At 67.2% G+C, this 20971-nt stretch carries 13 protein-coding genes; 8 read left to right on the forward strand and 5 right to left on the reverse strand.

The features are described 5' to 3' along the window. Positions 1-9: 9 nt before the first annotated feature. From PJ259_RS21380 to PJ259_RS21400, 5 genes are all read right to left on the reverse strand, one after another. Positions 10-3792: a cellulose biosynthesis protein BcsC gene (locus PJ259_RS21380; protein WP_271654100.1), complete on the reverse strand. Its 3783-nt coding sequence runs from the start codon at positions 3790-3792 to the stop codon at positions 10-12. A 3-nt stretch (positions 3793-3795) separates the two neighbouring features. Continuing rightward, a complete protein-coding gene (gene bcsB / locus PJ259_RS21385) occupies positions 3796-6024 on the reverse strand; it encodes a cellulose biosynthesis cyclic di-GMP-binding regulatory protein BcsB (RefSeq protein WP_271654101.1) in 2229 nt (742 codons plus the stop codon). Further along, positions 6021-8219, reverse strand: coding sequence for a UDP-forming cellulose synthase catalytic subunit (bcsA, locus tag PJ259_RS21390; protein WP_271654102.1), 2199 nt, complete (start codon positions 8217-8219; stop codon positions 6021-6023). The genes bcsB and bcsA overlap by 4 nt, the downstream gene beginning before the upstream one ends. 2 nt (positions 8220-8221) lie before the next feature. Beyond that, positions 8222-9277, reverse strand: coding sequence for a cellulose synthase operon protein YhjQ/BcsQ (locus tag PJ259_RS21395; protein ID WP_059313884.1), 1056 nt, complete (start codon positions 9275-9277; stop codon positions 8222-8224). A 357-nt stretch (positions 9278-9634) separates the two neighbouring features. After that, complete coding sequence (locus tag PJ259_RS21400; protein ID WP_271654103.1) at positions 9635-12652, reverse strand: cellulose biosynthesis protein BcsC; 3018 nt, start codon at positions 12650-12652, stop codon at positions 9635-9637. 403 nt (positions 12653-13055) lie between these two features. Between PJ259_RS21400 and PJ259_RS21405 the strand changes: the two genes are divergently transcribed. Genes PJ259_RS21405 through PJ259_RS21440 form a run of 8 tightly spaced genes read left to right on the forward strand, consistent with a single transcriptional unit; the run spans position 13056 to position 20916 of the window. Continuing rightward, a complete protein-coding gene (locus PJ259_RS21405) occupies positions 13056-14321 on the forward strand; it encodes a glutamate-5-semialdehyde dehydrogenase (RefSeq protein ID WP_271654104.1) in 1266 nt (421 codons plus the stop codon). Next, positions 14321-14983: a nicotinate-nucleotide adenylyltransferase gene (gene nadD / locus PJ259_RS21410; RefSeq protein WP_271654105.1), complete on the forward strand. Its 663-nt coding sequence runs from the start codon at positions 14321-14323 to the stop codon at positions 14981-14983. The genes PJ259_RS21405 and nadD overlap by 1 nt, the downstream gene beginning before the upstream one ends. Positions 14984-14993: 10 nt before the next feature. Beyond that, positions 14994-15344, forward strand: coding sequence for a ribosome silencing factor (gene rsfS, locus PJ259_RS21415; protein ID WP_059313888.1), 351 nt, complete (start codon positions 14994-14996; stop codon positions 15342-15344). A 4-nt stretch (positions 15345-15348) separates the two neighbouring features. Further along, positions 15349-15816 carry a 23S rRNA (pseudouridine(1915)-N(3))-methyltransferase RlmH gene (rlmH, locus tag PJ259_RS21420; protein WP_007159668.1) on the forward strand — a complete coding sequence of 156 codons (468 nt, stop codon included), beginning with the start codon at positions 15349-15351 and terminating at the stop codon, positions 15814-15816. Between the two features lie 12 nt (positions 15817-15828). Further along, positions 15829-17736 carry a penicillin-binding protein 2 gene (gene mrdA, locus PJ259_RS21425; protein ID WP_059313889.1) on the forward strand — a complete coding sequence of 636 codons (1908 nt, stop codon included), beginning with the start codon at positions 15829-15831 and terminating at the stop codon, positions 17734-17736. A gap of 44 nt (positions 17737-17780) precedes the next feature. Then, complete coding sequence (gene rodA / locus PJ259_RS21430) at positions 17781-18884, forward strand: rod shape-determining protein RodA (RefSeq protein WP_271655909.1); 1104 nt, start codon at positions 17781-17783, stop codon at positions 18882-18884. 20 nt (positions 18885-18904) lie between these two features. After that, positions 18905-19927: a lytic murein transglycosylase B gene (gene mltB, locus PJ259_RS21435; RefSeq protein WP_059313891.1), complete on the forward strand. Its 1023-nt coding sequence runs from the start codon at positions 18905-18907 to the stop codon at positions 19925-19927. Further along, entirely contained in the window at positions 19927-20916 is a 990-nt protein-coding gene (locus PJ259_RS21440) for a septal ring lytic transglycosylase RlpA family protein (RefSeq protein WP_271655910.1), read from the forward strand. Before mltB ends, PJ259_RS21440 begins: the two co-directional genes overlap by 1 nt. The last annotated feature ends 55 nt before the right edge of the window (positions 20917-20971 follow it).

The following is a 20971-nucleotide window of genomic DNA, read 5'->3' on the forward strand; positions in this document are numbered from 1 at the left end:
CTCCGTGAATCAGTTGTCGTAAGGGGAACGATAGGGACTGACCGGCAGGGCGAGTGCGCGGTCCTGGGGTTCCAGCGCATAGCGCAGATAGACGGCGCCATTGAGCTGTTGGAAATCGCGGCCGTTGTCGACGCCGAGGTTGCCGCCGACGAACAGCTGGCGCCCGAGCTGGTACTCGGTGGCGCCATGAAGGCTGTAGCCGAGACTGGTCTTGCTCTGGCCGCCATAGGCCGCCGGGGCGCCGAGCGCCTGGCTCGCCGCGGCCTGCAGCCGGGCGTCGGTCGGATAGAAATCGGCGCCGTCCTGCACGATGCGCTGCACGCCCACCGCGCCACGTAGCTGCCAGGTCCAGCGGTCGGTGCGCTGCGACCAGGTCAGGGGCACGCCCAGGGCGTAGAAGCGCTGGGGGCTGAAGTAGCCGCCATGGCCATAGGTGAAGAAGGCCTGGTTGTTGTCATAGGCGATGCCCGTGAGGGACAGACCCAGCGTCAGGCGGCTGTCTTCGCTGTTGATCAGATAGCGGTACAGCCCGGCACCCAGTTCGCCGCGGCTGTTGTCGGCGACATGATTGCCCAGCAGCCGGTACCAGGAGGCATAGGCATAGGCACCGAACTGGCTGTCGTCGTAGCCGAGCTGGCCGCGTACGCCATTGGCGGTCACGCCGCCCCATTGCTGGCCGGTACGGGCGTCCTCGCTGCCGGCGAAGGATGTCAGGCTGTCGATCACCGCCCGGCGCGAGGCCGAGAGGGTATAGCGGCTGTTATCGGTCAGCGGCCGGTCCAGGCTCACCCCACCCACTGGCGTTGAATAGCGAAAGCCCAGAGGCGTGGTGCCGGCGTCGGCCTTGAGGCCGAGCTGCGGATCGCTGTAGGCCACCGCGAGGCCTACGCCGCTGTCGCTCTGGCTGCCCGGTGAACCCTCGGGCGCAGCCTGGGTGGCGGCCGGACCGCCCCCGAAGCGACTGCGGGCATCGCGGCCGACGCTACCGGCGTTCAGGCTGACCGGGGTCACCCGCACGGCCAGGCGCACGTCGCCCAGCGGGAAGTCGATCTCCAGTGGCGCTTCCACGTCGGTGAGCTTGCCGAGGCCGCGCTCGTTGTCGTTGCTGCGCACGGTCAGGCCCTGGGTGATCCGCGCGCTGCGCGTCTGCAGCAGGTCGTCGAGGGCGCGTTCGGCGGCGCTGTCGCGCGGGGCCTCGGCTACGTCCGCTGGCGGGGCGGTCTTGGCCGCCGCCAGCAACTGGTCGGCGGTCGGCGGAATGGCCTGGCTGGCGAGCGTGGCGCTACCGCGTCGTGGACCGAAGGGATTGGCGGGTGCATCCGCCAGGGGGCGTGCGGTTTCGGCATCCCGGCGCTGCACGGCAACCACCTGACGCAGCAGCTCGGTGGCCCGGCCTTCCCGGCCCAGCTGGCGATAGAGGCGGGCGGCATCGGTCAGCACCGCCACGTCGTCGGCGCCCAGGGCGACAGCGCGATCCAGGGCGCGATCGGCAAAGGCGGTGTCTCGTGCGCGCACGGCGGCATCGGCCGCGCCCAGTTGCAGGCGGGGATTGTCGGGCGCGCGGCGCAGCAGCGGTTCATAGAGCCGTAGCGCCTTGTCGGCGTCGCCATTGGCGAGGTAGAGCCGCGCCAGGGCGGTGTTGACCAGATCGTCGTCCGGGCGCTGGGCAAGGGCCGGCGCCAGGGTGTCGTAGGCGGTCACCAGATCGCCACGCTCGCGCAGCTGGTCGGCCTGACGCACCCGGTAGCGATAGAGCAGGTCTTCATAGCCCTGGCGCTGCGTCGCGCTCAGGCGCTGCCCCTGAAGGTCATGCAGCAGGGCGTTGACCTCGTCGTCGGCGCCACTGCGCAGCAGCACCTCGCCATATTGCAGGCGCAAGGTGGGATCGGGCGTGTGCTCGCGGGCCAGGACATCGCGCAGCAGGCGCAGACCGCGCTCGACGTCGCCTGCTTCGGCATAGGCCGCCGCCAGGCCGCCCAGGGCCGCGGCGCGTTCGCCGGCCTGCGGTTCCAGGGCCGCCAGCTGGCGGCGCGCGGCCTGCTGCTGGCCGCGGCGGGCCAGGTCGCGGGCGGCGCTGACCTTGGCGTCGAAGTCGAGATCGGCGGCCAGGCCGTTCATGGCCGGGCTGCGCTGGGCCGACGGGATGCGACCGAGCAGCTCGCGCGCCGCCGCGGGATCGTTCTGCTCCAGGGCGAACAGGGCGCGTACATAGAGCGCCTCCGGGCGCTGGGGATCCTTGGCCAGGCCGCTGTCCAGGGTCTGGCGGGCGGCCTGGGCCTGGCCCTGACGCAGCTGCAGACGGGCCAGGGCGAGCAAGGTCCAGACATCGTCCGGATCGGCACGCCGGGCGATCTCCAGGGCGCGCCGGGCGCCCTGGAGATCGCCACGGCCTTCGGCCAGTTTGGCTTCCTGCAGGGCCTGGGTGGCCTTGAGCCGATCCAGGTTGCCGAGCTTGGCGCGCTCGGCTGGCGTCAGGGTGTCGAGCAGGCGCAGGGCCTCGGCGGGACGATCGCTTTCGGCGAGCAGGTCGATCAGGCCACGACGGGCTTCGAGATTGCGCGGATCTTGCTGCAGGATTCGCCGATAACCGGCCTCGGCGGCATCCAGTTGGCCGGTCTGGGCCTGCAGCCCGGCCAGGGCCAGCGGTGCCTCCGGACGCTTGGCATCCAGCCGCAGCGCCTGCTCCACCCGGGCGCGGGCGGTAGTGAAGTCGTTGGCTTGCTGGGCCTTGCGAGCCTGGGCGAGCAGGGCCCAGTAGCGCACCTCCGCCAAGGGCGCCTGCCAGCGCGCACCGCCCGGTTGGCGGCTGGCGCGGCTCAAGAGATCCTCGGCGTCGCTGAAGCGCTCCTGGCGCTGGCGGACGATACCCAGTCCGCCCAGGGCGTTGGCATCGTTAGGGGCCGTCTTGAGGCGTGCCTGGAAGGCGCTTTCGGCCTCGCCCAGCTCATTGCGGCGCAAGGCTTCGATGCCGCGCGCCAGTTGCGGATCAAGGCCGCCGCTACGGCTCAGGGCACGGCCCTTGTCCAGCTGGGCGCGCAACTCGGCGTCATCCGGATGCTGGCGCAGGTAGGCCTCGAACAGCGGTGTCTCGGCCGGACCGGGCGGACCGCTCCAGACCAGCGCCTGACGCCAGTATTCGGCGGCCTCGCCACCGATGTCCTTGCGCGAACTGAGATCGGCCAGGGCCTGGATGCCGCGACTGCGACTGGCCGGGAAGCGCGCCAGGTGCTTGGCCTGGATCAGCATCAATGCCGGATCCTGGGGCCGCAGCTTGCGCAGGCGTTCGATACCCGGACCGGCTTCCTGCCACCCATTGGGGGTATAGGCGAGGATATCGTAGTACTCCCGCGCCAGATCGCCCTGGGGCGGCCGACCGGCGAACAGCTGGCGATAGAGCGCCAGTGCCTGTACGGGCTTGTCTTCGCTGACGAGCTGGCGGGCATCCACCAGGCGCTGGGGATTGTCGCCACTGGCCAGGGCGATGTCCTGCTCCAGTTGCAAGGCCTGCTGGGGCAGGGGTTTGAGCGCCTGCAGGCGACGCAGATAGGCCTGGGCCGCTGGCAGACGCGCAGCCTGTACCTCGATCAGCCCCAGGCCGTACAGCGCCTCGGGCTGCTGCGCATCCAGTTCGAGCAGCTTGTTCCAGGTCTCCTGGGCACGAGGCGCGTTCTTGCGCGCCTGCCAGAAATGCCCCTGCTCGATGAGCAGGTCTTCGGGCGTGCTGGCCGCCAGGGCCAGCGGCGGCGTCAGGAGACCGGTCAGCAGGGTGGCCAGCAGCGGTGCACGGATCATGGTCTAGCGCTCCAGTCGCTGGCGAGCGCGGGCGCGCAACGCCGTGTAGACCAGGCCGGCGAGCAGGGCGACGCCCATGGCGCTCAGCAGCAGCATCAGCAGCGGGTGGCGAGCCAGTTGCCAGCGTGCGTAGAGCAGTGGCCCCAGGCTGCCGACATGATAGGTCTCATCGGCCACCAGGCTCTCCACCTGCTCGCCACGCACCGTGGCCAGGCTGCCCTGCAGTGCCTGGGCATAGTCTTCCCGGGTGGTGAGGGCGCGGCTGATGTCGGCCAGGCCTTCGGGGCGGGTGGCGACCAGGGCCACCACGCTGCGGCCGCTCTTTAGCGGTGACTCGAAACCGGCCACATAGGCGCCGGCGGTGCCACCGCTGGTGCTCAGCGCCGCACGACTGCGCTGCAGGCTGGCCTCGTTGTCGGAGCTGAACCACTGCCGCACCCGGAACGCCAGGTCCGAGACCTCGAAGCGCTGGGTGTTGCCGGCGAAGCCGACCGGGAGATGGGTCGCCCAACGTTGCAGCAGTGGCTGGTCGGCGCTGCCGGCGATCAGCAGCAGGTCCTTGTCGGCGAGCCCCTCGACCTCACTGGCGCGGGCCACGGTGACCGCCGTGGCGGGATAGCCGGTGGAACTGCCGAAGCGGCCGAGCACGTTCAGGTAGGTGTCGATTTCCGCCGCGCTAGGGGTGTCGGGCAGGATCACCGCGGTTTCGCTCAGATCGGCCAGGCGGGTGAAGGGAAAGCCGCTGTCCTTGAACACGCCCAGGTTGGGCAGGGCGATGAAGTGCCGATAGCCGGACAGGTCCAGGGTGGAATCCGGTTCCAGGGTGCCGCGCATGTTGTCGATGATGACGTCGCGGCATTCACCCTGTTTGAGATAGTCGTACATGAAGCGGAATTGCAGGCGCGCCTGCAGGGCTTCGCCATCCAGCGGCAACCGCACCTCGGCTTCGCGGGGCAACTCCTCGTCCTTGATCAGACCCAGCAGGCCCTGGCTCAGGTGCTCCTGGGACGGCAGGGGAATGGACTGCACGAAACGGTCGTTGAAGCTCACCAGCAGCGAGGAATTGGTCGCTACCGGCTGAGGGGTGTAACGGTATTTGAGGTGCAGCGGCAGGCCCTGGTTGCGCCAGAGGAACAGGTCCGGCGGCAGCCTCAACGGCACGGACACGGTACCCGGAGCGTAGCCGGAGACGGCGAGCTCCTTGGGCGTCGCCAGCTCGCCCAGGCGCACCGGACGATCGCTGGGCAGCCAGTTGGGGGCATCGTAGGGCTTGCGCGGCTGCAGCATCTGCAGGGTGTCGATGGTCATGCTCTGGCCGGCGAGGGTCTGATGACCGAGCGCCACGGCGGCGGCCGCGCGTTTGAGTTCGTTGGCGTCGCGTCCCGAGATGACCAGCAGTTGGCCCTGGGGATCGAAGGGATTGACCAGGATATCGACCCGCGCTGCCGCCGGTGCCGGCAGGCTCAGGCCCAGGGTCTTGGCGCGTTCCTCGCTGGTGACCAGCACCACGGCATTGCCCTTGGCTGGCAGGGCGGTCTGGCTGCTGGGAAAGCGCGCGCCGCGATAGCTGGCCAGGGCACTGAACCAGGACGACAGGGTACCGGCGGCTTCCAGGGTGCCATTGTCGGCCGCGCCGGCGATGACGAAGGGCAGCTCCAGCTGGCGGGCATCGCGGCGATCGAAGAACGGCTGCGGCAGGCGTGCCAGGTCCGGTGCCAGGTCTAGATGGCTGACCTGGATATCCAGGCGGCTGCCGTTGCTCACCTTGGCCCAGAGACTGGAATGCAGCGGATCTTCGCACTGCATGGTGTAGTGGCCGATCAGCTGGATGCTCAGCCGATTGAATTCGGTGATCAGTCGCGGCGGGATGTCCACCACCCGGGTCTGGGGCGTGCCGGCGGTTTCCTTGGGCAAGGGAATGCTGGCCGCGACCTCGTCGTTGACCAGCACATTGAGCTGGGACAACTCCGGCAACAGCGCCGGGGAATAGGTGTAGTTCAGCGTCACCTTGGCGGCGCTGACGATCTCGTCGGCGCGGACGTCGAAGCTGACCCCGTCGCGGCTGTCGATGCCGCGCAGGTTGAAGGGATAGACCGCGCCGAGCTGCTTGAAGCTGTTGTCGTAGCCGGTGCCGGCCACCGCTACCGGGGGAGCGGTCTGGGCCAGGGCAAGGGTGGGCGCGCCGGCCAGGGCGACAAGCAGGAGCGGGGCGAAGCGGAGCGACGCGGTCATGGGCGATCCAGGGGAGCGGTAGAAGGGGATGTCTTGCGCCAGGAACGGCTGCTCACCCGCCAGAGGTTGCGGTTGAGGTCGGCGACGCCGCGCAGGCCGATCAGGCTGACCTCGCGTAGCGAGCCCAGCAGGGAATCCGGACGGTGATTGCCCCAGGCCTCGGCCCAGAGGTCGGCCCGGGAAAAGGTCATGCGTACCAGTTCGCGCTGTTCGGTGACGCTGAGGTCGCCGAAGCGAGTGCCCACGGCACCGGCGCGGCTGAAGGCCACGGTGGCGGGAAAGCGTCGGCTGCGGCCATTGCGACTGAGCTCGACCTGGACCGCACAGCCCTCGGGCAGCTGGACACCCTCGGGCAGCTTCAGCCCCAGGCCGCTCTGGGAAAAGTCCAGGGTGCTGCAGTCCAGGCGGCTGCCATCGGCGAGGATGAGTCCGGCCGGCAAGGTGGCGGCCACGCGGGGTTCGGCGCGCACCTGACGTGTCTCGCTCGCCACGGCTACCGCGGCACTGGCGATCACCAGGTTGTAGAGGGTCCAGGCCAGGTTGATGGCAACGGTGGTCATTGCCTCGGGATCACCCAGGAACAGCCGGCCAATGCCCACCCCCAGGCCGAGCAGATTGAGCGCCAGCAGCGCGATGTAGGGGCGCGCCAGCTCCCAGTCGAAGTAATCGCGGGCGATGATGCCGCCCTTGTCGGTCACGTTGAACTTGCCCAGTCGCGGGTTGATCAGCGCCAGCAGCGTGGGCCGCAGGATGTACCAGGCCAGCACCGTCTCGTAGACCTCGTTCCAGAAGGAATGGCGGAATTCGCCCTGGATCCGCGAGTTGGTCAGGTTCGAGTGCAGTACGTGGGGCAGCACGTAGCAGGTGATCAGCAACGCCGAGGCGTGGAAGATCTGCGCACTGAACAGCAGATAGGCCAGGGGCGCGGTGAGGAACACCAGGCGTGGCAGGCCGTAGAAGAAGTGCAGCATGGCGTTGAGGTAGCAGAGCCGCTGCCCGAGGGCGAGGCCCTTGCCGAGCAGCGGATTGTCCGTACGAAAGATCTGCGCCATGCCGCGGGCCCAGCGGATGCGCTGGGCGATGTGCCGCGACAGACTCTCGGTAGCGAGACCGGCGGCCTGGGGAATGCCCAGGTAGGCCGTGTTGTAGCCCAGGCGATTGAGTTTCAGCGCGGTGTGAGCGTCCTCGGTCACCGTCTCGGTGGCCACCCCGCCGACCTCTTCCAGCATGGTGCGCCGGATCACCGCGCAGGAGCCGCAGAAGAAGGTGGCGTTCCACAGGTCGTTGCCATCCTGCACCAGGCCGTAGAACAGCTCGCCCTCGTTGGGCACGGTGCGAAAGGTCTTGAGATTCTTCTCGAAGGGATCGGGGGAAAAGAAGAAGTGCGGGGTCTGCAGCATGGCCAGCTTGGGGTCCCTGAGGAACCAGCCCAGGCAGACCTGCAGGAAGGAGCGCGTCGGTACGTGATCGGCATCGAAGATGGCGACGTACTCGCCATCGGTCACCTTGAGCGCTTCGTTGAGGTTCCCGGCCTTGGCGTGCTCGTTGTTTTCCCGCACCAGATAGGAGACGCCCGCCGTGGCGCAGAAGAGGCGAAAGTCCTCGCGCCGGCCGTCGTCGAGCACGTGGACCCTGAGCTTGTCGCGCGGCCAGTCGATGGCCTGGGCAGCCAGGATCGACAGCTTCACGATGCTCAGGGCTTCGTTGTAGGTGGGGATGAAGACGTCCACGGTTGGCCAGGTGAGCGGATCCTCCGGCAGCGGGACCGGCGTGCGGCGCAGCGGCCAGATGGTTTGCAAATAACCGAACACCAGCACGGCCAGGGCATAGAGTTCGGCAGCCACCAGGCCATAGCCGAGCAGCATCTCCAGCGGCGTCTCGAAACCAAGGGTGCTGGTCAGGCGCCAGTAGAGGTAGCGCAATGAGGCCAGCAGCGACAGCGTGACCAGCATGATCACCGGCAATCGTCCGGGGAGGCGGCGCAGCAATAGCGCCGCGAGGAAGCAGCCGCCAGCGAACAGCGCCTGCTCTTCCAGGGCCAGGGGCACACTTACCAGCAGGGCGCCCAGCAGCGCCGCCGTGATCCAGGCGATCAGCTGCAGCCAGAGCGGCGCCGAGAACGTCGAGTGGGTTGCCGACGCGCGGCGCTGCCGTTGGCGCTGGCGAACCTGTTCCAGGTGGTCGAGAAAGCTCATGCCTAGGAACGCGCGTAGTGCTGGACGGCCAGGCGGATGTCGCCAAGCAGTTCATGGCCCAGCCCGGCGAGACAGCTCGACCAGGCGTCCTTGACCGTTGCCAGGCCCTGACCCAGGGCCAGGGCCTGCTCCAGGTCAGGGCTCTCGGGCAGCACGCCCAGCAGCCGCTCACCCCAGGACTGGGCGACGATGGCGGCGATGTCCTGGCTCAACGGGCGCGCGGGATCGACCCGGTTGAGCAGGTGCAGCGGACTCGCCTGGCCAGCACCGTGCTGCCATTGCCGTTCGAGCCGGGGCAGGCTGGCATAGCCGGCGGCATCCGCGGTCGTCACCCCCAGTACCTGGGTGGCCAGGGCCAGCGCCTGACGACTCAGGGGGGTGGCGCCCGTGGGGCAGTCGAGGATCACCAGGGTATCGGCGGAGACGCTCAGCGCCTGCAGGCGCCGCGCCAGCCACAGGGGATCGCTCGCCAGGGTCCGTTCCAGCGCGCGCAGCTCGATGTCATCGGGGGCGCCGAAGGGGACCAGCCGCAGCCGTTCATCCACCGCCAGGCACAGCGACAGCGGCGCGCCGACCGAGCCCGTGGTGGAGGAGGCTTCCGGCAGCAGCAGCGACGACAGCACGTTCTGGGTGTCCAGCTCCACCAGCAGCACCTGCTGGCCGTCGCGACTCAGCGCCTGGGCCAGGCCTGCGGCGATGACCGTCTTGCCAGTTCCGCCCCGCGCCGACATCAGCGCCAGGACTGGACCGGCCAGCGGTGGCGGCGTCCGGCTCAGGGCCTGGTCCAGCGCAGCGACCGCCTGGCTGGCCTGGCGGCTGCTGTGCAGTTGCGCCAATTCCTGCGCCAGCGGAGGCAGCGTGCTGGGTTCGGCTTCTACCAGGGGCGCTGGAGCCGCAAGGGTCTCCTCGACCGGCGTACTTGGTTCCGGCTGTCGCGCTGGGGCTACCGGCGACGTCTCGGCGTGATGCTCGATGTCCGGCGCCTCGAATTCGTGGTAACGCTGCGGATCTCCACCGAAGGAGCGGAACAGATTGGCGACATCCAGAGAGCGGCCCATGGCGAATCCCGTTGGGTCGAAAGAAGGGTTTCAGGTTGTTGGCGTCAATTTAATGGCTAAAGGCCACTAGGCGACAAATTTTGTGAATACTGTCACGGGCACTCCGTGACGTACCAACAAAATTTTCTTGTTCGGATACTGCAACGGGACGACCGGATCAGCGACCGATGCGGTGGTCGTGTTGCGCTCATGTTTGGATGAGGCGCAGAGGTCGTCAACGGCAGGCGGCAAGGCATGCGGACGAAAGGTTGCCGCTGGGGACGGGGCGGTCGAAGTGGCGACGAGCGTGAGGATGAACGGTCGTTTGCAGAGGGTTCGATCAGCTAGAAAAAGGCCCGCATGCGCGGGCCTTTTTCCTCATTCCTCGTTACGTGACCGGTAGGGCTGCGGACGCGAGAGTTGCGGCCGGCCCTCCTGTTCCTCGAAGAAGTAGCGCAGATAGAGGTTGCCGTTGACGTCGCGCTCGTCCTGGGCGTTGTCCAGGCCCAGGCGACCGCCCAGGGCGAACTGCCCGCTAAGGCGGTATTCGCCGTTGGCCGAAAGGCTGTAGGCCACGCCGGTCTTGCTCTTGCTGCCATACTGGCCTTCGCCAGCGGCTTCAGCGGCCGCTTGCAGGGCGGCGTCGTCGGGATAGCGATCCGCAGCGTCCTGGCGGATGGTCTGCACGCCCAGCATGCCCTGCACCTGGTAGGCCCAGAGGTCGCCGCGCTGCGCCCAGACCAGGGGCACGCCGATGGCGAAGTAGCGCTGCGGGCTGAAGTAGCCGCCATGGCCGTAGGTCAGGTGGTTCTGGTTGTTGTCGTAGCCGATCGCCGTGGCGGAGAGGCCGACGGTGAAGAGGCTGTCCGGTCCGTTGCGCAGGTAGTAGTAGACGCCCGTGCCGATCTCGAAGCGGTCGTTGTTCTTGACGTCATGGCCGGTCAGGCGATGGGCCGCGCCGTAGATGTAGGAACCGTAGCGCCCGTCATCGTAGCGCAGGCGGGCCAGGCCGCCATTGGCGGTGACGCCACCCCATTCCTGGCCGGTGCGCGGATCGCGGATGCCGCCGTAGGAGGTCAGGGAGTCGGTCACCGAGCGACGCGACACGCTCAGGGCATAGAGCAGGTTTTCGCTCAGGCTGCTCAGCGGCCGCTCCAGGGTCGCGCCACCCACGACGGTGCTGTATCTCAGACCCACCGGCGAGACGCCGATGTCGCCCTTGAGGCCGCGACCGGCGTCTTCCACGGCAATGGACGCCGCCACGCCGTTTTCCTTCTGGCTGCCGTCACTGCTGCTGTCGTTGATCCGCGTCGGGGTGACGCGTACCGCCATGCGCTGGTCGCCGGCCGGAAAGGAGATCTCCAGGGGGGCGCTGACGGTGGTCTGGCGCGAGCTGCCACTGGGGTCGTAGCTGCGCACGTTCAGGCCCTGGGTGATGCGGATGCTGCGCTCACGCTGCAGCTGGCCAAGGATCTGCTCGGTGGCCAGGCTGCTCGACAGGCTGCTGGTGGGCACCACGGACAGGTCGTTGAAGGGGTTATTGGTCGCCTTCTGCGCCTGCAGCGGATCGCTCCAGGCGTAGTCGGCACTGCCACCGCTGCCGCCCACAGCGGCAGGAACGGCCGCCAGGGCGTCATCGCTGCGACTCTGGCCGGGCAGGGTGGCGAAGGGGTTGTCGCTGGCACCGGCAGCGCGGGCCGCGGATTCGCGATCCTTGCGCTCCACCTGGACCACCTGCTCCAGCAGGCTGGTGGCGGTACCGGCCATGCCGATGTCGCGATAGAGCAGGGCGGCACGGCGTAGCACCTGGGGATCGCTCTGGCCCAACTTGACCGCCTGGTCCAGATATTGGCGCGCGGTGACGCTGTCCTGGGACTTGGCGGCGATCTCGGCCGCCCCCAGATAGAGTTCGGGGTCCTTGGGCTGGTCGCTGAGCACGTCGCGATAGAGCTGGCGGGCCTTCTGGGTGTCGCCACTGGCCAGGTACATGCGCGCCAGGGCAGCCTGGGCGGCCTTGTCGTCGGGACGGGCCTTGAGCGCCGGCGCCAGGGTGTCGTAGGCCGCGGCCAGCTTGCCCTGATCGGTGAGGCGGTCGGCCTGGCGAATGCGATAGCGCGCGAGGAGGTCGTCGTACTGCTGCTTCTCGCCGCTGTCGAGCACCACGCCTTGCAGGTCGCGCAGGACATTGCCCACGGTCTGGTCCTGATTCATCTGCAACTGGATGCTGGCGTAGTGCAGCTGCATGCCAGGCGCCGGCCGGGTATCGCCGGAGATCAGCGGCTTGAGCAATTCCAGGCCGTGCTCGGGATCGCCCGCGGTAGCAAAGGCCTCGGCCAGATCGCCGATCAGATCCGGGTTGCGCCCGGCGCGGGTTTCCAGGCGCTGCATCAGGCTGCGCGCTTCTTCGCGGCGCCCCTGCTTGGCCAGGGCCACGGTCTCGGCCAGTTGTTCGTTGAAGGTGATGCGCGCGGCCAGGGCGTTCATGTCCGGCGAACGCTGCGCCTGGGGGATGCGCATCAGGGTTTGCATGGCGCGCGGGTATTCGCCCAGTTCGTTGGACAGCAGGGCGCTGGCATAGAGCACCTCGGGACGCTGGGCGCCATCCTTGACCAGGCTGTCGACCAGGTCGCGAGCGGCGCGCGGCCGGCCCTGGCGCACCTCCAGACGGGCCTGGGCCAGGCGCAGCCAGGGATCCTCCGGAGCCTCCTTGCGGGCCTGTTCGAGCAGCCGCGAGGCGCCCTGCAGATCACCCCGCGCCTCGGCGGCTTCGGCTTCCTGCATGGCCTGGCCGGCGCGCAGGCGATCCAGGCCCTTGATCGGGCTCTTGGCGCTCGGCTGCAGACTCTTGGTCAGTTGCAGGGCTTCTTCGGTACGGCCCAGCTCGTTGAGTGCGGCGATGCGCCCGTAGTAGGCGTCGACGTTGGCCGGCTCACGCATCAGCACCTGGCGGTAGGTGGCCTCGGCCAGCTCCCATTGGCGCTTCTGGCTCTGGATGCCGGCCAGGAACAGTTGCGCCTCGACGGCTTCGGGGCGCAGGCGAATGGCTTCGACGCTGAGATCCCGTGCCTGATCCAGCTCGCGCTTGTTCTCGGCCGCGTGGGCACGTTCCAGCAGATGGTGATAGCGCGCCTCGTCCAGCGCCGGCTGCCAGGTCTTGCCGCCTTTCTGCACGGCCTGGGTCAGCAACTGCTCGGCATCGGTATAGCGCTGCTGCGCCAGACGGGCACTGCCCAGCTTACCGAGGGCATCCGGATCCTGAGGCGTCTTCTTGAGCTGGGCTTCCAGCGCCTGGACGACAGCTGCGGTCGGTGCGGCATCGGTAGCGGCGGCCCAGGTCGCATCGGCATGGATCAACAGGGCGAGCAGGCCGAGGGGCAAGGTAAGGTGCTTGGGCATGGTTCTTTCCGTGAAGGCTGGTAGGCATCGCTGCAGCACCCGGTCGCGGCTGGCGCAGAGCTGGAACGGATTCGGCTATCGGGTTCTGTACGAAAAGGGCTGCGCTCGGTGATGCTTGGTTGAAAAACGCCTCGGAATGCTCATTTACCACGCGTAAATTTCGCTTCCTCGGCGCTTTTCCCTTCGCCTGACCTTCGCTCGACGACTTTTCGTCCAGAACCTAGGGAATAGCTGAACGCAAGCTGAACGGCAAATATAGCGGCGGATGATTCCCGACAGGCCGTGGCGAGTCAACCAAATCGAGCAACCGGATGCCATCGCCAGGCCCCTCGGCGCTGGCCGCGCGAGACCTGGCGACGCTATACTCTGCGGCTTTCCTACCGTCTTTCGCAGGCCGCCGACCATGACCGAGTCCGTCTCCGCCTACATGACCCGTCTTGGCCAGGCTGCCCGTGCCGCGTCGCGGGTCGCCGCCCGGGCGAGCACCGCCCAGAAGAATCGCGCGCTGCTCGCTGCTGCCGCGGCCCTCGACGCTTGCCGCGCCGAGTTAACCGCTGCCAACGAGCAGGATCTGAGCGCGGCACGGGCCAACGGCCTGGAGCCGGCCATGCTGGATCGCCTGGCACTCACGCCCCAGCGCATCGACGACATGATCGAAGGCCTGCGTCAGGTCGCGACCCTGCCCGATCCCATTGGCGAAATCCGCGACATGAGATACGTGCCCTCGGGCATCCAGCTAGGCAAGATGCGCGTGCCGCTAGGTGTCATCGGCATCATCTACGAGTCGCGGCCCAACGTGACCATCGACGCGGCCAGCCTCTGCCTCAAGTCCGGCAACGCCACCATCCTGCGTGGTGGTTCCGAAGCCATTCATTCCAACCAGGCCATCGCTGCCTACATCCAGGCCGGTCTGGCCGAGGCCGATCTCCCTGCGGAGCTGGTCCAAGTGGTGGAAACCACCGACCGCGCCGCCGTAGGCGCGCTGATCACCATGCCCGAGTATGTGGACGTCATCGTGCCGCGCGGTGGCAAAAGCCTGATCGAGCGGATCAGTCGCGATGCCCGGGTGCCAGTGATCAAGCATCTGGATGGCATCTGCCATGTCTACATCGATCGCGCCGCCGATCTGGACAAGGCCATCCGCATCGCCGACAACGCCAAGACCCAGCGCTATGCCCCCTGCAACACCATGGAGACGCTGCTGGTTCATGCCGCCATCGCCGAGCAGGTGCTGCCCCCCCTGGCCGCCATCTACCGCGACAAGCATGTGGAGCTGCGCGGTTGCGAGCGGACCCGCGCGCTGCTCGGCACCGAGGTGCTGGCCGCGAGCGAAGAAGACTGGCGTACCGAATACAACGCGCCGATTCTGTCCATCCGGGTGGTGGACGGCCTCGACGCGGCCATCGAGCACATCAATGCCTATGGCTCGCAGCACACCGATGCCATCGTGACCGAAAACTTCAGCGACGCCCGGCGTTTCCTTACCGAGGTCGATTCGGCGTCGGTGATGGTCAACGCGTCTACCCGCTTCGCCGACGGCTTCGAATACGGCCTGGGCGCCGAGATCGGCATCTCCACCGACAAGCTGCACGCCCGCGGGCCGGTGGGCCTGGAAGGGCTGACCAGCGAGAAGTACGTGGTCTTCGGCGATGGCCACGTCCGTAGCTGATGAGCAGTCTGCCCAACCGCATCGGCCTGTTCGGCGGTACCTTCGATCCCGTGCACATCGGCCATCTGCGCGCTGCGCTGGAGGTGGCCGAGGCCCTGGCGCTGGACGAGCTGCGGCTGATTCCCAGCGCCCGGCCGCCCCATCGCGAGGCACCCAGCGTCTCCGCCGAGGATCGCCTGGCGATGGTGCGACTGGCGGTGGCCGACGTCGCGACCCTGGTGGTCGATGACCGGGAACTGCGCCGAACGCGCCACTCCTATACCATAGAGACCCTGGAAAGCCTGCGCGCCGAACTCGGCGATGAAGTGCAGCTGTTACTGATGCTGGGTTGGGACGCCTTTTGTGGCCTGCCAGGCTGGCATCGCTGGCGCGAGTTGCTGGAGCTGTGCCACATCCTGGTCCTGCAACGGCCCGACGCCGACAGCGAGCCCTGTCAGGAATTGCGCGATTTCCTGGCGGCGCGCAGTCAGCCCGATCCCCAGGCCCTGAAAGGGCCGGGCGGGCAGATCACCTTTATCTGGCAGAACCCGCTCGCGGTGTCCGCTACCCAGATTCGCGGCCTCTTGGCCACCGGGAAGTCGATCCGCTTCCTGGTGCCCGATGCCGTGCTTGACTACATCCGGACGCACGGTCTCTATCCGGCGTCCTCCGAACCGAGGTAAGAGCTACACCATGCAAAGCGAACAACTCGTCCAGGTGGCCATCGCCGCCCTGGAAGATATGAAGGCCCAGGACATCGTTTCCCTGGACGTGCGCGAAAAGACCAGCGTGACCGACATCATGGTCATCGCCAGCGGCACCTCCAGCCGCCACGTGAAGTCGCTGGCCGACAACGTGCTGGAAAAGGTCAAGCAGCAGGGCGTGCGCCCGCTGGGCAGCGAAGGCCTGGAAGGCGGCGAATGGGCGCTGCTGGACCTGGGTGACGTGGTCGTCCACGTGATGCTGCCGACCACCCGCGAGTTCTATGACCTCGAGCGCCTCTGGCGCGGGGCCGAGCAGAGCCGCGCCGCTCACGGCGAATAAGCCGGTGCGCCTGCGTCTCATCGCCGTCGGCTCGCGCATGCCGCGCTGGGTCGAGGAGGGCTGGCACGAGTACGTCAAGCGTCTGCCACCGGAACTGCCGCTGGAGCTCGTCGAGATCCCGCTGCAGACCCGTGGCAAGAACGCCGACGTCGCCCGGCTGATCCGCCAGGAGGGTGAGGCCATGCTGGCCAAGGTGCAGCCGGGCGAGCGCGTGGTGACCCTGGAGGTCACCGGCAAGCCCTGGAGCACCGAGCAACTGGCTGAAACACTCCAGCAGTGGCGCCTGGAAGCCCGCACCGTCAATCTCATGGTTGGCGGCCCCGAGGGCCTCGCCCCCGAGGTGCAGGCGCGCAGTGAGCAGCGCTGGTCGCTCTCGCCGCTGACCCTGCCGCATCCGCTGGTGCGCATCCTCGTCGGTGAACAGCTCTACCGTGCCTGGACCGTACTGGCCGGCCATCCGTATCACAAGTAGTCCGTACCTGCGATGTCGCAACCCATACGCCTCAAGGACCACGAGAAAGACGCCCAGCTCGTCCGCGCCCGCGTGATGGTCGGTGCGGCACTCTTTCTCGTGCTCGCCTGCGTACTGGTGGCGCGCATGTACTACCTGCAGGTCATCCAGTACCAGTACCACTCGACCCTCTCGGAAAACAACCGGGTCCACGTTCAGCCGATTCCGCCTACCCGTGGGCTGATCTATGACCGCAACGGCATCATCGTTGCCGACAACCGCCCCAGCTTCAGCCTGACCATCACCCGAGAGCGGGCTGACAACTGGCGGGAGACCCTCGATACCCTGGTTCAGGTCCTGGGCCTGACCGAGGAAGATCGCGAGCTGTTCGAGAAGCGCATGAAACAGGGCCGGCGGCCCTTCGAACCGGTGCCGGTGCTATTCGAGCTGACCGAGGAGCAGATCGCCAAGATCGCCGTCAACCAGTTCCGTCTACCTGGGGTCGAGGTGACGGCGCAGCTGGTGCGCCACTATCCCATGGGCGAGCACTTCGCTCATTCCGTGGGCTACGTCGGCCGGATCAACGAGCAGGAGCTCAAGCGCCTGGATCCGGTCAACTACAGCGGCACCCATCATATCGGCAAGACCGGCGTGGAGCGCTTCTACGAACCCGAGCTGCATGGCGAGGTGGGTTACGAGGAAGTGGAAACCAACGCCCGCGGCCGGGTGTTGCGGGTGCTCAATCGCACCGACCCCAAGCCGGGCAAGGACATCGTCCTGACCATCGATTCCCGCCTGCAGGCCGCCGCCGAAGCCGCCCTGGGCGGGCGCCGCGGTGCCATCGTCGCCATTCAGCCCAAGACCGGCGAGGTGCTGGCCATGGTCAGCCAGCCGAGCTACGACCCCAACCCCTTCGTTACCGGGATCAGCTTCAAGGAATATTCCGAGCTGCGCGATTCCATCGATCGCCCGCTCTACAACCGCGTGCTGCGCGGGCTCTATCCGCCGGGCTCGACCATCAAGCCGGCGGTGGCCATCGCCGGTCTCGACAGCGGCGCCACCACGCCCCAGGCGCGGATTTTCGATCCGGGCTACTACGAGCTGCCCAACTACGATCACAAGTACCGCAACTGGAACCACGGCGGCGAAGGCTACGTGGATCTGGACATGGCCCTGATGAGATCCAACGACACCTATTTCTACGATCTGGCCCACAAGATCGGCATCGACCGGCTCGCCGAGTACATGGGCAAGTTCGGGCTCGGGCAAAAGGTCGCCCTGGACATGTTCGAGGAGTCCCCGGGCCTGATGCCTTCGCGCCAGTGGAAGCGCGCTACCCGTCGGCAGGCCTGGTTCCCGGGTGAGACGCTGATTCTCGGTATTGGCCAGGGCTACATGCAGACCACGCCGCTGCAGCTGGCCCAGGTCACCACCCTGATCGCCAACCACGGCAAGTGGATCCGTCCGCACCTGGCCAGAACACTGGACGGCCAGCCGCCGGTGGACACCAATCCCATGCCCGATATCCAGCTCAAGGACGACAGCTACTGGGATCGCGCAGTCCACGGCATGGAGATGGTGGTGCAGAATCCCCGCGGCACCGCGCACAAGATCAATGTCGGTGCCCAATACCGCATCGCCGGCAAGAGTGGTACCGCCCAGGTGGTCGCCATTCGCCAGAACGAGAGGTACAACTCGGCGGCGCTCAAGGAGCGGCACCGTGACCACGCCCTGTTCGTGGCCTTCGCCCCGGCGGACAATCCGCAGATCGCCGTGGCGGTGATGGTCGAGAACGGCGAGTCGGGTAGTGGCGTAGCCGCCCCGGTGGTGCGCCAGGTCCTCGACGCCTGGCTGCTCGATGACCAGGGCCATCTCAAGGCGGAATACGCCAAGCCCAGTACCGCTGCAGCCACTGCCGCCGCGACCAAGGTGCAGCCATGAGTCTTGCCCCCAACTTTGATCGCACCATCCCCGAAGGGGACGTGATGAAGCGGCGCGCCACCCTGCTGCAGCGCCTGCATATCGACGGTCCCCTGTTGATCCTGCTGCTGATGCTGGGCGCGACGGGCCTGTTCGTCCTCTACTCCGCAGGCGGTCGCAGCCTCGACTTGCTGTTCAAGCAGGCCAGCTCCTTTGGTCTCGGCCTGGTGGCCATGGCCATCGTCGCCCAGCTGGAGCCGCGTTTCATGGCGCGCTGGGTGCCGCTGGGCTACGTGATTGGCGTGGCCCTGCTGGTGGTGGTGGACGTCATGGGCCACAACGCCATGGGCGCCACTCGCTGGATCAACATTCCCGGGGTGATCCGCTTCCAGCCGTCGGAATTCATGAAGCTGCTGATGCCCATGATGATGGCCTGGTACCTGTCCAAGCGCAGCCTGCCACCGAACTTCAAGCACAGCCTGATCAGCCTGTCGCTGGTGGTGGTGCCCTTCGTGCTGATCCTCGACCAGCCCGACCTCGGTACCGCCATGCTGGTGCTGGCCTCGGGTGGCTTCGTGCTGTTCGTTGGCGGCCTGCAATGGCGCTGGCTGATCGGTGCGGTGAGCGCCGCGGTCCCCCTGGCGGTGGCCATGTGGTTCTTCGTCCTGCACGACTACCAGAAGCGCCGGATCCTGACCTTCCTCGATCCGGAAATGGATCCGCTGGGGGCCGGCTGGAACATCATCCAGTCCAAGGCCGCCATCGGCTCGGGTGGGGTGTTCGGCAAGGGCTGGCTGCTGGGTACCCAGTCTCATCTGGATTTTTTGCCGGAAAGTCACACGGACTTTATCATTGCCGTGCTCGGTGAAGAGTTCGGCATGGTGGGCGTCTGCCTGCTGCTGGTGCTCTATCTGCTGCTCATCGGTCGCGGGCTGACCATCACGGTGCAGGCCCAGACGTTGTTCGGCAAGTTGCTCGCCGGCGGCGTGACCATGACCTTTTTCGTCTATGTCTTCGTCAACATCGGCATGGTCAGCGGGCTCTTGCCCGTGGTGGGCGTACCGCTGCCTTTCATCAGTTATGGCGGCACCTCGGTGGTTACCTTGTTCACCGGGTTCGGAGTTTTGATGTCGATCCACACGCACCGCAAGTGGATCGCCCAGGTTTAACACGCAACACAGAGGGTTAGATGCCGACAATGGGATGGATGCATCGCTGCCTGCAGAGCCTGGGGCTCGCGGCGGCGATGGGCGTGACGACCGGTGTCGTCGCGGGTGACTACGACACGGCACCGCTGACGCGCGACTTCATCGCCGAGATGAGTCAGAGTTACGGCTTCGCCCCGGAACAGCTGCAGGCGCTGTTCGGCGAGGTCGAGCGCAAGCAGGCCATTCTCGACGCCATCTCGCGACCGGCCGAGCGGGTCAAGCCCTGGAGCGAATACCGGCCCATCTTCATCACCGACCGTCGCATCGCTCAGGGCGTCGAGTTCTGGAAGGCCCACGAAGAGGCGCTGGCCCGTGCCGAGCGCGAGTACGACGTACCGGCCCAGTTCATCGTCGCCATTATCGGCGTGGAAACCTTCTATGGGCGCAACACCGGTAACTACCGGGTGCTGGATGCGCTCTCGACGCTGGCCTTCGATTATCCGCCGCGTGCACCTTTCTTCCGCAGCCAGCTGCGGGAATTCCTGTTGCTCGCCCGCGAACAGCAGGTCGATCCCCTCAGTCTCACCGGCTCCTATGCCGGTGCCATGGGGCTGCCGCAATTCATGCCGGGCAGCTTCCGCGCCTATGCGGTGGATTTCGACGGCGACGGCCACATCAACATCTGGTCCGACCCCACCGATGCCATCGGCAGCGTGGCCAACTACTTCAAGCGCCACGGCTGGTCCGGCCGCGGGCCTACTGCCATCCGTGCCCAGGTCAGCGGTGACCGGGTGGAGGAGGGCGTGGTGGCCGGGATCGAGCCGGTCAAGAGCGTCGCCGAGTTGCGCGCCCTGGGCTGGAACGCCCAAGACCCTGCCCTGCGTGACGATTTGCGTGTAACCTCGTTCCGCCTCGACGGAGACAAGGGACCGGAGTACTGGATGGGCCTGCCCAATTTCTACGCCATTACCCGATACAACCGCAGCGTCATGTACGCCATGGCGGTGACCGATCTGGCGACCGCCATTGCCGAGCGCCATGCCGCGGAGGGTGCCAAGCCGTGATGCGTCTGACTGCCATGGCGCGCCTGGCCGGCTGCCTGGGCCTCGGCCTGCTGCTGGTGAGCTGCTCCAGCCAGGCGCCCAAGTCGACCAGCAAGGGCGTCGCGGGGCCGGGTGGCTACCTGCGTCCGCACCGTGACGGCGCACCCTGGTGGGACGTGGACGTCAGCCGCATTCCCGATGCCGTGCCCATGCCCTACAACGGGCCGCTGAAGAACAACCCCTACACCGTGTTGGGCAAGACCTACTTCCCGCTGACCGACTCGCGCAACTACCGCGCGACCGGTACGGCTTCCTGGTATGGCACCAAGTTCCACGGCCAGGCCACCGCCAACGGCGAGACCTACGACCTCTATGGCATGACCGCTGCGCACAAGACCCTGCCGCTGCCCAGCTATGTACGGGTCACCAACCTGGACAATGGCCGCAGCGTCATCCTGCGCGTCAACGACCGCGGTCCCTTCTACTCCGACCGGGTCATCGATCTGTCCTTTGCCGCCGCCAAGAAGCTCGGCTATGCCGAGATCGGTACCGCGCGGGTCAGCGTCGAGGGTATCGATCCGCAGCAGTACTGGGCCCAGCGCGGTCAGGCGGTGCCCATGGTGCTGGCGCAACCGCGCCAGGCGCCGGTGGCCCAGAAAACTACCGAGACGCAGACCTTCGGCGCCATCGAGACCTATACGCCACCGGTCAACCAGCACGCCGAGCCGGTGACCCCGGCCATCGTCGACGCAAAAAAAAACGTTTCTGTCCCAGCCGCTGGGCTCTATCTGCAGGTGGCGGCCTTCGCCAATCCGGACGCTGCGGAACTGCTCAAGGACAAGCTCAGCGACCTGACCGGTGCCCCGGTGTTCATCAGTTCGACGGTGCGCAACCAGCAGACCTTGCATCGGGTCCGTCTCGGACCGGTCCAGCCGGCTGAGGTCGCCCAGCTCCAGAACAGCGTACGCGTGGCCCGGCTGGGTCAGGCGTCTCTCGTGCAACCGGATTGAAGCAAGGATGCTTCATGACGCCCAGTCGCCGACCCCTGCCTTCGTTATCCGCCCC

Origin of the sequence: Pseudomonas sp. JBR1 (genome assembly GCF_028198185.1) — a bacterium.
Taxonomy (GTDB): domain Bacteria; phylum Pseudomonadota; class Gammaproteobacteria; order Pseudomonadales; family Pseudomonadaceae; genus Chryseomonas; species Chryseomonas oryzihabitans_E.